11 protein-coding genes are annotated in these 13,592 nt (G+C 64.8%); 6 read left to right on the top strand and 5 right to left on the bottom strand.

The annotated features are described in order from the left end of the window. Window position 1 precedes the first annotated feature (1 nt). Window positions 2-1,555 (top strand): aldehyde dehydrogenase family protein, encoded by a 1,554-nt coding sequence (locus tag ACE3P0_RS00055; protein WP_374398615.1) that lies wholly within the window; start codon window positions 2-4, stop codon window positions 1,553-1,555. A gap of 98 nt (window positions 1,556-1,653) precedes the next feature. Beyond that, window positions 1,654-2,346, top strand: coding sequence for a DUF3047 domain-containing protein (locus tag ACE3P0_RS00050; RefSeq protein ID WP_374398613.1), 693 nt, complete (start codon window positions 1,654-1,656; stop codon window positions 2,344-2,346). 15 nt (window positions 2,347-2,361) lie between these two features. On the opposite strand, the gene ACE3P0_RS00045 is transcribed toward ACE3P0_RS00050, so the two are convergent. Further along, window positions 2,362-3,609: a beta/gamma crystallin-related protein gene (locus tag ACE3P0_RS00045; protein ID WP_374398611.1), complete on the bottom strand. Its 1,248-nt coding sequence runs from the start codon at window positions 3,607-3,609 to the stop codon at window positions 2,362-2,364. A gap of 245 nt (window positions 3,610-3,854) precedes the next feature. Between ACE3P0_RS00045 and ACE3P0_RS00040 the strand changes: the two genes are divergently transcribed. Beyond that, window positions 3,855-4,796: a hypothetical protein gene (locus tag ACE3P0_RS00040; RefSeq protein ID WP_374398609.1), complete on the top strand. Its 942-nt coding sequence runs from the start codon at window positions 3,855-3,857 to the stop codon at window positions 4,794-4,796. Between the two features lie 176 nt (window positions 4,797-4,972). Here ACE3P0_RS00040 and ACE3P0_RS00035 read toward each other — a convergent pair whose 3' ends face one another. The 3 genes from ACE3P0_RS00035 to recQ all read right to left on the bottom strand — a co-directional run bounded on the left by ACE3P0_RS00035 (window position 4,973) and on the right by recQ (window position 9,986). Further along, the gene (locus tag ACE3P0_RS00035) at window positions 4,973-7,396 is read right to left on the bottom strand and encodes a carbohydrate-binding module family 20 domain-containing protein (protein WP_374398607.1); all 2,424 of its coding nucleotides are present in this window, start codon (window positions 7,394-7,396) and stop codon (window positions 4,973-4,975) included. Between the two features lie 257 nt (window positions 7,397-7,653). Further along, window positions 7,654-8,130 (bottom strand): DUF456 domain-containing protein, encoded by a 477-nt coding sequence (locus tag ACE3P0_RS00030; protein WP_374398605.1) that lies wholly within the window; start codon window positions 8,128-8,130, stop codon window positions 7,654-7,656. A gap of 26 nt (window positions 8,131-8,156) precedes the next feature. Further along, complete coding sequence (recQ, locus tag ACE3P0_RS00025) at window positions 8,157-9,986, bottom strand: DNA helicase RecQ (protein ID WP_374398603.1); 1,830 nt, start codon at window positions 9,984-9,986, stop codon at window positions 8,157-8,159. A 100-nt stretch (window positions 9,987-10,086) separates the two neighbouring features. Here recQ and ACE3P0_RS00020 point away from each other — a divergent pair, with 100 nt between their 5' ends. After that, the gene (locus ACE3P0_RS00020; RefSeq protein ID WP_374398601.1) at window positions 10,087-10,557 is read left to right on the top strand and encodes a DUF4124 domain-containing protein; all 471 of its coding nucleotides are present in this window, start codon (window positions 10,087-10,089) and stop codon (window positions 10,555-10,557) included. 13 nt (window positions 10,558-10,570) lie between these two features. Here the strand turns inward: ACE3P0_RS00020 and ACE3P0_RS00015 are convergent, their stop codons facing one another. Next, window positions 10,571-11,737 (bottom strand): MFS transporter, encoded by a 1,167-nt coding sequence (locus tag ACE3P0_RS00015; RefSeq protein WP_374398600.1) that lies wholly within the window; start codon window positions 11,735-11,737, stop codon window positions 10,571-10,573. Between the two features lie 368 nt (window positions 11,738-12,105). On the opposite strand from ACE3P0_RS00015, the gene ACE3P0_RS00010 reads away from it, so the two are divergent. Together ACE3P0_RS00010 and ACE3P0_RS00005 are read left to right on the top strand one after the other, a co-directional pair. After that, window positions 12,106-12,984: a hypothetical protein gene (locus tag ACE3P0_RS00010; protein WP_374398598.1), complete on the top strand. Its 879-nt coding sequence runs from the start codon at window positions 12,106-12,108 to the stop codon at window positions 12,982-12,984. A 28-nt stretch (window positions 12,985-13,012) separates the two neighbouring features. Further along, window positions 13,013-13,592 (top strand): hypothetical protein (locus ACE3P0_RS00005; protein ID WP_374398596.1); only part of this gene is annotated, 580 nt, incomplete at its 3' end.

Genomic DNA, 13,592 nt, shown 5'->3' with positions numbered 1-13,592 from the left:
CATGACTGACAACACCCTGCCGGTACTCGCCGGCGTTCAGCCGCCGGTGCGCGGCTCCACCTACCCCGCCGCCATCATCGACGGCGAAGCGCGCTTCCCCGAGGGAGCCCCTACCCGCGGGCTGAAGAGCCCGCTCGACGCTGCGCCGCTCGGCAGCCAGCTTCTGGCTGACACGGCGCTGGCCAGCGAGGCCGTTGAGCGGGCGCAGGCCGCTTTCGTCGCCTGGCGCACGGTGCCGGCGCCGCGTCGCGGCGAGCTGGTGCGCCGCATCGGCGAAGCGGTGCGCCAGAACAAGCGCGAACTGGCCCGCATCATCACGCTGGAAGCCGGCAAGATTCCCGCCGAGGCGGAAGGCGAAGTGCAGGAATGGATCGACATCTGCGAATTCGCGGTCGGCCTCTCGCGCCAGTTGCACGGCCTCACCATCGCCAGCGAGCGGCCGGATCACCGGATGATGGAGCAATGGCTGCCGCTCGGCACGGTCGGCGTCATCACGGCGTTCAACTTCCCGGTGGCGGTGTGGGCGTGGAATGCAATGCTCGCCTTCGTCTGCGGCGACTCGGTGATCTGGAAGCCGTCAGAAAAAACGCCGCTCTGCGCGCTCGCCGTGCAAACCCTGGTGGGCCAGGCGATTGCGTCGATGGATGAAGCGCCGGCGGGCCTGTCGCAACTGGTGGTGGGGCTCGCCGACGTCGGTGAAGCCATCGCCGCCGACACCCGCGTGCCGCTGGTATCCGCCACCGGCTCGGTGCGCATGGGCAAGCGCGTAGCTGCCACGGTTGGCGCGCGGCTGGGCCGCAGCCTGCTCGAACTCGGCGGCAATAACGCCATGATCGTGACGCCGACGGCGCGGCTGGATCTCGCCTTGCGCGCGATCGTCTTCGCTGCTGCCGGCACCGCCGGACAGCGCTGCACGACGCTGCGTCGCCTGATCGTGCACGAATCGGTACTGCCGGAACTGCTGCCCAAGCTCGTCAAGGCCTATCAAAGCCTGCCTGTCGGCGACCCACGCGTACCGGGCACGCTGGTCGGCCCGCTGATCGACGCCGCCTCGTACGAAGCCATGCAACTGGCGCTCGACGACGCGAAAACCCAGGGCGGCCGGATCGTTTGTGGCGGAAAGCGCATCACGGACAACCTGCCGGCCGGCGGCTTCTACGTGCAACCGACCATCGTCGAAGTGCCTGGCAACCTCAAGGTTGTCTGCCATGAGACCTTCGCCCCGATCCTTTACGTGATGCCCTACCGCGAACTGGACGAAGCGATCGCGCTGAACAACGGCGTGCCGCAAGGTCTGTCGTCCGCAATCTTCACCGAACGCATGCAGGAGGCAGAGCGCTTCATGGCAGCGGCCGGTTCGGATTGCGGCATTGCCAACGTGAACATCGGCACCTCCGGGGCCGAGATCGGCGGCGCCTTCGGCGGCGAGAAGGAAACTGGCGGCGGGCGCGAGTCCGGTTCCGATTCCTGGAAGGCCTACATGCGGCGCACCACCAATACGATCAACTACGGCGATGCCTTACCGCTGGCGCAAGGCATCCGCTTCGACGTCTGAGATTCCGGAGTCACCCAGTAGCACCTGTGGTTTGGGGGTCGCCGTTCCGGCGGCCCCTTCTTTCTTTTACGATGCCGCTTTTACGAGGCCTTCACTGCGTGCGCAAAACGCTGATCACCGGAATCGCAAGCCTGTTGCTCGGGCTCGACAGCGTGCACGCCAGCATCGCTGACGATGGCGTTTTGCCCGCCGACTGGCACCGCATTCCGTTGACCGGCGACAAACGCCCGACCGAGTACCGCATCGAGCGTGAGGGCGGCAAGCCCGTGATCCACGCCCACGCTGCGGCCGCCGCACTGGCTCTCGCCCACGAGCCCCCCGCAGACTGGAACAAGCGCCCGGTGCTGCGCTGGCGCTGGAAGATTTCGCACCCGCTCGAACATGCGGATAACCGCGTCGGCACGCGCGAAGACGCGGCAGCACGAGTGGTGCTGAGTTTTGATGGCGATCGAAATTCGCTCGGGCTGTTCGACCAGGCCGCGCTCGCGATCGGCAGCCAGCTGGCGGGCCGCGAAATGGCCTACGCCACGCTGATGTACATATGGTCCAGCCACGACCCGATCGGCACGGTGATCGACAACCCGCACACCAGCCGCGTGAAGATGATCGTTGTCGCCAACAGCCCCGGCGGCGTGTGGCAGAGCGCCACACGCAACTGGGTCGAGGACTATCGACACAGCTTTGGTGAGAGTCCGCTTCGTCTGACCGGCTACGGCGTGCTGACCGATACCGACAACACTGGCGAAACAGTCGATGCGTGGTACGGCGACATCAGTTTCGACGAGCGCTGACTCGAAACGCGCCGCTCATTCGAGTTGGCGAACCGATGAGATGCTGTCGTTCATGCCTTGTCGATCGAAGTTAACGACGTTGCCGGTCACGACCTGGCAGCGCCCGCGAAAATTCGCATCCGAACACACTTCCCAGCGCCCGCGCGACATCCGCATCGACGACACCTGATCGTTGAATCCCAGACGCGACAGATCGGCGGCCTCGCCAACAATGCGGATCTGGCGGCCACGGTAGTCAGCATCGGCGTACAGCACCGCCGCGTCATGCGGCTTCTCGCCATAGTTGCCGTCGCCGCCCGCCCAACCTCCGCCGCCACCGCCCCAGCCCTGGTGACCGCCGTCGTGCATACGGCGGATCGACGAGATCTGATCGTTCACCCCGAGCGGCTCCATGTTCTTCACGTTGCCGCTGAGCACCACGCAGCGGCCGCTGAAGTCGGCATCGGTGCAGGCCTGCCAACGCCCGCCCTGCAGCCGCACAGACGAGACACGATCGTTGAAACCCCAACGACCCAGATCGCGCACGCCCTCGGTCACGGTGATCTGGCGACCGCTGAAATTGGCATCCTCGTAAAGCACTGCGACATCGGCATCACCGCCGTCGTCGCCGTCATTGCTGGCGTTCCCCCACGCGTTGCCATCATTCCCTCCGCCCAACCTGCGCAAGGAAGAAATCTGGTCGTTGAGCCCAAGGTCGGCAAAGTTGCTCACGTTGCCATCCACGGTGATGCAACGCCCGCGAAAACCCGCGTCGCTGCAGAGTTGCCAACGGCCACCGTTGAACTGCACCGACGACACGCGATCATTGAAACCGTTACGAGACAGATCAGGCTCATGATCCGTGACCGCAATCCGATGGCCGCGGAAGCCTGCATCCTCGAACAGCACAGCCGCCCCCTCCTCGCGCTGACCGCCTCCACCATCCCAGCCGCCTTCGTTCATCGGGCGAAGGCTAACGATGCTGTCCTGGAACTGCGAGCCGGAGAGGTCGCGTTCGTTTTCGTCGAACACGCGGCAAACGCCGTGGAAATCGCGCCGGGTGCACATCAACCACGTACCGGACTCGATCGAAAAACTGGAGATCGCATTCGCGATGCCCAGTTCCGACAGATCGCGATAGGGTTGGCGCAGCGTGGTGCACGGTGGGTGGAAGTTCGCGTTCGCGCAGACCTTCACCGAAGGCAAGCCGGCCATTGCGTGAGTCGAGGCGACCAAGCCAGCCAAGGCCAGGAACACCCGAAACCCGATTCCCATGTGTTGCATGTTGTTCTCCGTACCGTTTCGTCCGCCAGCAGGCACCGACTTGCGTAGCGTGCTGCTTCGGCTCATCGTAGCCACGTGGCAGTTTGCCGCCCTCGTTGCGGGCAAACAAGTTCATGCGCGCCGTCCGCTTGGCGGCGCGACGCAATTGCTGCGGCGCAAAATTGATCCAGCGCATGGCCGTCCGGACTTCGGGCGCTAGGCTTGCGGGTCACGTTGCATCGGCATCAGGGATTTCGGGGGACGACATGAGCAAGGCAATCGAACGAATCGGCAGCATCACGGTGGGCCACGTTGGCCTCGGTGGGCACGGCGGCAGCATCGGCAGCGTGCGTACGTTGGTGCACGACGGCGACACGGTGATGGTGCGGCCGCTCGGCAATCTCGCGGTGCGCTTCCTCGGTGTCGATACGCCCGAGATCAGCCTTCCGCTGCCCGGCTCCAGTGCCTTCGTGCGGACGGACCACCCGGCATGGGAGGCCTTTCTCAGCGACCCCTTCGCGCCGCACCTGCCGCCGATCGATCTCGACCCGGGCTTGCAGGACTACATCGCCGCACGCGTCGGCCCCGGTTGCGCAAGCAATCACCATCGCCACGCCGAAGCCGCGGAGCGCGGGCTGGAAGGTGAAATCGCGTCGGACCTCGCGAGCACCGGCCTGACACCGGAAGACTTCCGCTTCTATGTGCGCTTCTCGCGCGAAGTGATGGACAGCTATGGCCGCCTGCTCGGCTGGATCAACCGTGAAGAAGCCTCGGACGATCGCCCGCCGACCTATAACCACCGCATGATGCTGAAGGGGCTCGCACTGCCCTACTTCATCTGGCCGAACGTGGCACCGTGGCGGCGCATCGGTGCCCTGCGCGACGCGGTGCCGATTCCTGGCAGCCAGGCGCGTATCGCCGAAACGGACAACCGCCTCAAGCAAGCCCGCGAGTGGTTCCGTGCTAACCGCGAAGCGGGCGTTGGCGTGTTCGATACCGAAGACCCGTTGCGTCTGCAGGCCTTCGAGCTGCGTTACCTCACGCAGCGCAAGGCGCCGAACCGCTGGGTGATCGATCTCTCGAAGGCCGACAACCTGCTGATCGACCCGCAGCGCTACTACACGGTCGAGAACCCGGAAGACCGCCTGTTCGTGCCGGACGACTACCTGGAACTGTTCCTCGCGAAGGGCTGGCAGATCGCGCGCTGACACCGCACTGCCGTAGCCGGAACAGGCTGCGGCGTCTAGTGGCAAAACTACGCCCGCATCGCTGGAGCCGGCCGTTCGCTTCATGCGAGCCGCCGCGAACGTAAAAAGGCCGCCCGACTATTGTCAGGGCGGCCTTCTTTTTTCCGCGCCTCGCGGCGCGGACACTGCCAGCTGGATTAGCGGAAGCTGCCGTTATCCACTTCGGTGTTCACCGTGGGCAACGTGTAGACATAGTTGCCACCGTTTTCCCAAGTCACGTTGCCGTTGCCGATCTTCTGGTACTTGTACTCGATGCCAACGCCGCCCTGTGGGAACTTGATCACGCAGGTCCATTGCGGGTAGGCGGTCGGCGAGCACTGGCGGAAGCTGTCGGGGTTGGTACCCCAGTTGCCGATTTCCGCGGTGTTGCCAACGATGTAGACGCTCTCGCCCCACACCGTTTCCGCAGTGACCTTGAAGCTGACCGTCACCGAGGTATCCACCGCCGGCGTCACCGGAAGGTTCCAGTTCGCACCGCCGTTGTTGTCCCAGTTGGTGCCATCGGTCACAACGAAGTTGATCGCGTTGGCGTTGCTCGGCGGCGTGATCGTGGCGGACCAGAAACCGTCGCCGCGCTTGGTCAGCACGGTGTCGGTCACGTTGTTCCAGCCCGAGTAGCCCCAGCGCAGCGTCAGTGCAGCGCTGTTGGCGAGCGTACCGTTGTAGTACAGCGTGACCGGCTGGCCGCCGGTGATCGACGACGGGGTGTAGTCCAACGGCGTCTTGGTCGGGCAGTAAGCCTCGACACAGACGTTGCCCGCCGTCGCCACCTTCCACACGCCGTTCTGCGCGCCGATGCTCACGCCGACAAGCTTGACGGTGTGATCGGTCGCGGCTGCCGTAGTGCGCAGACGGAACACCTGCCCTGGTTTGATCGTCGTCGAGCCGCTGACAAACGCACCGCCATTCACGCTCAACTGGCCGTTGGTGACCGAAATCGTCGCCGACTTGTAGTCGAGGTAACGTAGCGGCGCGGAGGTAACGACCTGATTGCGCGCCACGTTGAGGCTATCCGGCACGCGCGCCGGCAGCGTCTTCAGCGTGAGCGGCTGCACGATCGCGCCGAAATGCAGCGCCACTGCGCTGTTCGCCGCGATGTTCAGCGTTGCTTGGCCGTTAACCACTTTCACTTGGGCACTTGCCGGGCAGATGCCGACTTCAGGCGCAGCGCTGGCGACCACGTTGCAATACGTCGCATCCGGCAGGTTGGTTGCGAAGGTCTTGCTCCAGGCATCCGTCGTGTTGTTGATCGCAACGAAGCCCTTGTTGCCGCGGCTGAACGAGATCCGGTTCGCACCATCAGCAGCCCAGTACAGCAGCGGCGAGGCTGCGGTGTAGTTGCGGAAGCCGACCATGTTCGCCACACGCTTATCGCGATGCACGCAGTCCCACTTGCCGGTGGCAGTCGGGTCACTGCTGCAGTTCGACGGCACCAGCTCGAAGCCCTTGTACGGCTGGCCGACCGGGCCCATGTCGTGGCTGTTGAAGTTGTAGCCCGACATGACCTGCGGATAGCCGTACGGATAGCCGAGCATGAACACGTTGGCGAGGAAGAGCTTGTCGCCGTTGAAGGTGTTCATCGAATCGCAGTTGGCGCCCGGCGCGTACTTGTCGCAGTACTTGCGCTCGGTGTCGTGGTTGTTCACGAACACCGTGGCCTTGCTGCTGGGGTACATGCCCCAGTTGGCAAAAGCTTCCGGCATGCGCGAAAGGTTGAAGCCATAAAGATTCATGAACATGTTCTTCATGGCGTAGACGTAGCTGAACTCGTTCACCGTCCCGATTTCCGGGTAGCGGTTGATGTCGCCCGAGTCATACAGCGAACCGTCCTTGATCACTTCCTGCGTCAGGAAGTACGAACCCGGCACCTTGGCCTTGATTGCGGCCAGCTCGTCCGGTTTGATGTGCTTCGCGGCATCGATGCGGAAGCCCGCAACGCCCAGCGACAGCAGATCCTTCATATAGGCCGCGATGCGGTCCTGCACCGCCGGATTGCTGGTATCCAGGTCCGGCAGGCCCGGCATTTCGCACTGCGTCACGTTGTTGCGGTTGCCGTCGTAGTCGGTCGAGGCAATCGTGCACTTCGGGTGGAAGCTCGCGGCGGTGTAGGGCACGGCCGGGAAGTTGTAGCTGCTGTAGCTCGAACCACCGACCCCAACCGACGTCGTCGCAGGCGGCGTGGCCATGTGGTTGATCACGGCGTCGACGTAGACATCCACGCCCGCGGCCTTACAGATCTGCACCATCGCGTAGAACTCGCGGCGGTTGCCGCTGCGCGAATCGAGCTTGTAGCTCACCGGCTGATAGCGGGTCCACCACTCCGAACCCTTCACGTGCTCCTGCGGGGGCGACACCTGCACCGCAGCATAGCCCTTCGGGCCCAGCTCGGTCACGCATTCGCGCGCCACCGACGCCCAGCTCCATTCGAACAGATTGACGTAGGCCGTGCGCGGCACACCCGGCTTCCAGTCTGCGGCCCATGCACCCGGGGCCAGCGAGAGACCGGCACCCGCGAGCGCCAGCCAGATCGCGCAACGGCGACCAAGATTCGAAGAAGTCATTCCTGCTCCAGAAACAACTCCGGCCCGGAGTATGAATGGGGGCTCCAGGCCAAAAGTCGGTGAGGGTTCGACAGGTGCACTTGCACATGCCAAACGGATTCTGGAGGTGCCGCCAGTGGCGGATTAGTCGGAAATTGCTGAATCTGACGTTTTAAGGGTTTTCCCTAGTCGAGCCAGCGGAAAGCCTTGCGCGAAGCGGCCTGCAGCAAAACAGCGATGACGTCCGAGAACGCCGAGCCAGCGCCGAAAAGCCGGTCTCAAACGAAGTAAGCGAAGAGAAAAACGCCGATCATTGCAACCGTGATACCCAGCTTGGCCGCCATCGCGACGACGAATCCAAGCCCCGCTGCGACACCCGCCTTGGCCGCCTGCTGTGCGTCCTTGCGGGCATAGAGTTCGCCTGCCGCCGCGCCGATGACAGGCCCCAGAATCAGCCCTGGGATGCCGCCAAAGAGCCCGACTAACCCGCCAACGCCGGCACCGGCCATCGCGTACCCGCTCGCACCGACGAGCTTCGTGCCCAAGATCCCGGCAACAAAATCGATCACCCACGCAAGCACCGCCAGCACGCCGAGCACCACGACCGCGATGATGCCGACCTTGCTGAAATCATCCAGCCAGGCGCCGAGCAGCATGCCTGCAAACAGCAAAGGCGTTCCCGGCAGCACCGGCAGCACGACGCCGGCAATTCCGATCAACATCAGGAGTATTGCGACGATCCACAGCCATTCCATGGGTGAGTCCTTTCGTCCTTGCGCGATCAGCCGTATTGGCGGGCGTGACCCTTGAGCACTTCGAGGAACTCCTCGCCATATCGTTCCAGCTTCTTGTCGCCCACACCGGAGAGTTCCGACATCTCGGCGAGGCTCGCCGGCCGCCGCTCCAGCATCTGCTTGAGCGTAGCGTCGCCGAACACGATATACGCGGGCACGTTGTTCTCTTCGGCGAGCTTGCGCCGGCACTGGCGTAGCGCGGCCCACAAGGCACGCGCCTCGTCGCTCTCGAACTCGATCTCCTTGCGCACACTGGTGGCACCGCCCGGGGTCGCTTCGCGCACTTTGCGCGCCATGAACTCTGCTTCGCCGCGCAGGATCGGCCGACAGGGTTCGAGCAGCAGCAGGCCGCCGTGCTCGTTCACGCCGATCAAGCCTTGCGCCACCATCTGGCGCAGCAGCGAACTCCACTGCACATCGCTCACGGCCTTGCCGATACCGAAGGTGCTCAGGTGCTGGTGGCCGCGTTCGATCACCTTGGGCGTCTCGCGCCCCTGCAGGATATCGATCAGATGACCCGCGCCGTAGCGCTGACCACTGCGGTAGATGGTCGACAGTGCCTGCTGCGCGGCGACCGACGCATCCCAGGTTTGTGGCGGCGTCAGGCACATGTCGCAGTTACCACAGGGCGTGGATTCCTCGCCGAAGTAACGCAGCAACACTTCGCGCCGGCAGGCGGGCGCCTCGCAGTAACCGAGCAACGCATCGAGCTTCTGCCGCTCAACCCGCTTCACTTCGTCCGGTGCCTGTGACTGCTCGATCATCTCGCGCTGCAACACCAGATCCTGCAGGCCGTAGGCCATCCACGCGTTGCTCGGCAGGCTGTCGCGCCCTGCGCGGCCGGTCTCCTGGTAGTAGGCTTCGAGCGACTTGGGCAGATCCAGGTGCGCAACAAAGCGCACGTCCGGTTTGTCGATGCCCATGCCGAACGCCACGGTCGCCACCATGATCACCCCCTCACCTCGGATGAACTTGTTCTGGTGCGTCGCGCGCGTCTCGGCATCGAGCCCCGCGTGGTAGGGGTAGGCGTTGAGCCCTTCCCCGCGCAGCCACTTCGCGGTCTCCTCGACCTTCTTGCGCGACAGGCAATAGACGATGCCGGAATCGCCCTCGTGCGTGCTGCGGATGAAGCGCAGCAGTTGCTTGCGCGGGTTGTCCTTCTCCACCACGGTGTAACGGATGTTCGGGCGGTCGAAGCTGGAGAGGAAAACCTCGGCGTGCTGCAGCTGCAGGCGCTCGATGATTTCGGCACGGGTGGCGTTATCCGCCGTGGCAGTCAGCGCGACACGCGGAATGTTCGGGAAGCGTTCGTGAAGAACCGAGAGCTGGATGTACTCGGGGCGGAAGTCGTGCCCCCATTGCGACACGCAGTGCGCCTCGTCAATCGCGAACAGCGCGATCCGCGCCTGCCCCAGCAACTGCTGGAAGCGCGGCGTCATCAGGCGCTCCGGCGCCACGTAGAGCATGTCCAGCTCGCCTTCGAGCAACTCGCGCTCGATCACCGACACATGCTCGAGTTCCAGCGTCGAGTTCAGAAAGGCCGCTCGCACGCCCAGCAGCTTCAGCGCGCTGACCTGATCCTGCATCAGCGCGATCAGGGGCGATACGACAATGCCGCAGCCTTCGCGCAGCAGTGAGGGGATCTGGTAGCACAGTGACTTGCCACCGCCGGTCGGCATCAGCACCAGCGCGTCGCCCCCGTTTGCGACATGCTCGACGATCGCCTGCTGCTGCCCGCGGAAAGCCGGGTAGCCGAAAACGTGGCGAAGGGTGTCGAGCGCAGGGGCCGCTGGCGCGGCGTCGAGGGAGGGCTGCATCGGCCCAATTATAACGACCCGCCGCCTCAGCCCCGATCCGGTCAATCAGGTGGCGCGCAGGGCGGCTAAGATGCAGGGGCCTCCAACCCGCCAAACGCCCATGCGAATCACCACCCTGCTCCTCTGTCTGTTCTCGCTGCCGGCTTATGCAGGTCTGTACAAATGGACCGACGAGCAAGGCAAGGTCCACTACAGCGATGTTCCACCGCCGCGTCAGAGCGCGCAGTCGGTCGATGTCGTCAAGCCCGGCGGTATCACGCCCACGCCGGTTCCCGCGACTCGCGAGTCATCGATCGCGGCACGTGCGCGGAGCCGCCGCAATAATCTCGCCGACGAGTACGGCCCCACCAGCGCGGCCTGTCGTAACCTGTCGTCTTCGGCGTCGCTGACGGAGGCGAGAGAGAAGGGTTGCCGGATCGAACAATCCGGATGTACCGCAATGCGCCAATATCAAGAGGAAACCGAGCGCGCCATCGCGCGCCAGCCACGCGACGAGCCAGCCTTCGTACGCGAAGTCGGCGACTCGATGCTCGAACAGCTCAAGGAACGGATACGCGCCAAAGGCTGTTGAGCGCCGGCGACGCTCAGCCCAACAGGGTCCCGCGGCGCGCTCGCGTCGACGCGAATGCCGCAGCGCCCGCAATCAGCCAGCACACCGGCCACAGGCCTGCGACGGCGGCGGTTGCGCCGAACAGCCATGGCACGCCAACACCGGACAGATTGCCGAACAGCGAGCGCAGGCCAATCGCCTCTCCAACCCGCCCAGCCGGCGCGAACCGATGCAGCAATGACAGCACATTCGGTTGGCCACAGCCAACGCCGGAACCGAGCAGGAAAGCCAGCAGAAACAAGGGCACGCCGGCACGCGCAAACGGCAGCAGCGCCCAGACGCAGGCGATCAGGGTAAGGGCCGCCGCCAGCATCCGCCATTCGCCCAGGCGGTGCGCCACCCAGGGAATCACGGCGCGTACTGCGAAGGTACCCAGCGCGAAGCACGACATCATCGTGCCGATCGCCGTCGCGCTCAGCGCAGCGCGATGCCCCAGCACGGGCCCGAGGAAGGTAAAAGCGTCCCAGGCGACGGCGTTGGCCGAGGTCAGCAGGTAGATCATCCGCAGCGATGGATCGGCCAGCAAACCCCGCCAGCCACGGGCATGTCGGCTCGGGGTCGGCGCCACTTCATCACCGTGCGTGTCGGCAACCTTGCGTGTCAGCACCAGCGCCAGCAGCGTGCCCACGCACAAGGCCGCAAACGCCGCGCGAAAGCCGGCCGCATCGATCATCGCCCCGGCGATGAACGGGCCGAGCACCGACGAAGTCGAATGCCCCAGCGTAAGCCAGCCGAACAGCGCGACCCGCTGCTGTGTGGTTTCGATCGGCAGAGCCCCGACCGCATGCTGGATCGCGACCGAGGCCACTGTCACCCCGGTGCCACAGAACACCGCACCCGCCAGCATGGACGGCAGCGCAGGCCAACAAACCGGCAGCAGAATGCCCACGAGAATCGACAACACGCCACCGGTCACCACACGGCGTGGGCCGAAACGATCGCTCCAGCGGCCGAACTGCAAGCCCAGCAGCACCGAAACGACGCTGTAGAGCCCAATCAACAAACCGACCGCAGATTCCCCCGCACCCGACTGCAGCACGAAAACGGATGAGGCCACACGCCCGCCCGACACGGCAATGTGGCCGAACAGCATGATCGCGATCAACGGGAAGAGTGGCTTGGGCAGGCGGGACGGACGCACCGCGTGATTGTAGAGCCTCTCGCTGCGCGGCTTGCGCGACGTGTTGCGGCGCCATATCGACGCCCGCCCGCTGCCAAGGCCGACGGTACAGAAACGATCTGCCCGCCCCCACGTGCAACGCGCTTTTCCATACCGCTCGGTATGGCGATTTTGTGCGCTGGCAGCAGCGCAACATGGCCTTGAAGCCTGTCACCACTGGGCCATGCGAGGCGGATATAGTGCCGCGCGGTCTCCATCCAGCCGGGCTTGCTGGGGATCGCCCGCTTGCGCTCGAAGACCGTGATTCCGGCAAGCCCAACTCCGACGCGCGCCACCCGCTGCGCCGGAACGCATCGCATCGTGTCACTCACCCAAACGGAGCACGCACCATGACGAAACCGTATCGCCTCGCCCTCGCAGTCCTCCTCGCCCTTCTTGCCGTACCCGCGATAGCCGCCAACTTCACGCTCTGGATCAACGGCCGCAACGGCGGCGGGCAGATCGGCAACTACGACAGCTTCACGTACTGGGGGCCGGCCAGCACGGCGGCCGGCGTGAACAAGAAGGCGGTGAACTGGGATGGCAAGAGCCACATCGCTGACCAGAACTACCTGATCCGCAACGCGCTGGATTGCTACTGCACCGGCAACAACTGGTGCTACGTCGCAGTGCATAGCGCGGGCGATCTGATGATCGGCTACACGATGGCCAACTACGGTGGCTCCACTCGCTACAAGAAGAATCCGCAACCCGACGCGTCCGGCACTTGCAGCAACAGTGACGGCACCACCCAGACCGGATGGAACATCAAGTGGATCAACGTCGCGTCCGGCGCCGGCGGCGGGTCGGAGCTCGCCGATATCGGTTCGTGGGCGGTGTCCGATGTGCTGACGCAGGATCTGAAGACCACCACGGCGCGCGCGCTGTACAACCACAACACCACGCGCGGCGTGTGGTTCAACATGTTCGCCGGGGCCAAGGGCACGCTGTATTCCAGCGTGTTGCCGGGTCAGGACGATGAGGTGGTGGCCTACCACTCGACCGGCGGCGTATCGGGTTCATCCGGTGCAAGCTTCTGCAATCCGTCCGACTGGTTCTGCAACGACCTCAACCTGGGCACCGCGAACAACGAGGGCGGATCGGCCAAGTGGAGCTACCACACGGTCAAGTTCCGTGACGACGGCGAGGCCTACAACCATTACACCAATGGCGCCTGGGGCGGCATCGTGTCGGTCGTGCGCACCGACGTGGTGAACAATGCCCGCTGAGCAGCGGCCGCATCGAGGGCGTCGGTTGTTGCGGATCGGCACCCGCCTCGCGATGCTCGCAGTCGCCGCAGCAGGCCTCGGCTGGCTGCTGTGGCCCGCTGCATCGGCGCGCCTCGCGGAGCGCGCGGGCCCCGACGCCAGCGCGGCAACGCAGGGGCGGCCGATGTTCTCGGCCCCCGGCGCGACCAACGCCAACGCGCCGATGACTGCCGCAGAGCGGGCTGCCGCGCTGGCTTTGTGGCAGGAACGCGCCGCTCGCGCGCGGGCCGCGCTGGAGGGCTACCGGAAGACAACGATGTATCCCTTCAATTCCCGCCCCGCCGCTGAAAACGCCGATCAGCTCTACCCCAACCGACCGGTGACGGAAGATCGCCCGCTCAACAACGGCAGCGACGAAGCAGATCCGTCGATCCGCATCCTCACCAGCCAGAGCCGCGTGTTCGTCGCCAGCGGTGAAGACGTTGTCTTCACGATTGCTGCGCGTGACCACGACGGAAACCGCCTGCCGCTTGATGTGCTGAGCGCTCGCGCGACGGGTTTGCCGAATACTGCAAACGCATCGCCGCCATCCGTCGCGATGGGTTTCAACGATCAGGGGCGGGCGGGCG

This window comes from Niveibacterium sp. (assembly GCF_041909475.1).
Taxonomy (GTDB): domain Bacteria; phylum Pseudomonadota; class Gammaproteobacteria; order Burkholderiales; family Rhodocyclaceae; genus Niveibacterium.
This window is presented reverse-complemented; position numbering and strand designations above follow the sequence as displayed.

Coding starts and splice junctions, on each gene's coding strand:
- ACE3P0_RS00055 (WP_374398615.1), top strand. CDS start 2: ATGACTGACAACACCCTGCCGGTACTCGCCGGCGTTCAGCCGCCGGTG.
- ACE3P0_RS00045 (WP_374398611.1), bottom strand. CDS start 3,609: ATGCAACACATGGGAATCGGGTTTCGGGTGTTCCTGGCCTTGGCTGGC.
- ACE3P0_RS00040 (WP_374398609.1), top strand. CDS start 3,855: ATGAGCAAGGCAATCGAACGAATCGGCAGCATCACGGTGGGCCACGTT.
- ACE3P0_RS00035 (WP_374398607.1), bottom strand. CDS start 7,396: ATGACTTCTTCGAATCTTGGTCGCCGTTGCGCGATCTGGCTGGCGCTC.
- ACE3P0_RS00030 (WP_374398605.1), bottom strand. CDS start 8,130: ATGGAATGGCTGTGGATCGTCGCAATACTCCTGATGTTGATCGGAATT.
- recQ (WP_374398603.1), bottom strand. CDS start 9,986: ATGCAGCCCTCCCTCGACGCCGCGCCAGCGGCCCCTGCGCTCGACACC.
- ACE3P0_RS00020 (WP_374398601.1), top strand. CDS start 10,087: ATGCGAATCACCACCCTGCTCCTCTGTCTGTTCTCGCTGCCGGCTTAT.
- ACE3P0_RS00010 (WP_374398598.1), top strand. CDS start 12,106: ATGACGAAACCGTATCGCCTCGCCCTCGCAGTCCTCCTCGCCCTTCTT.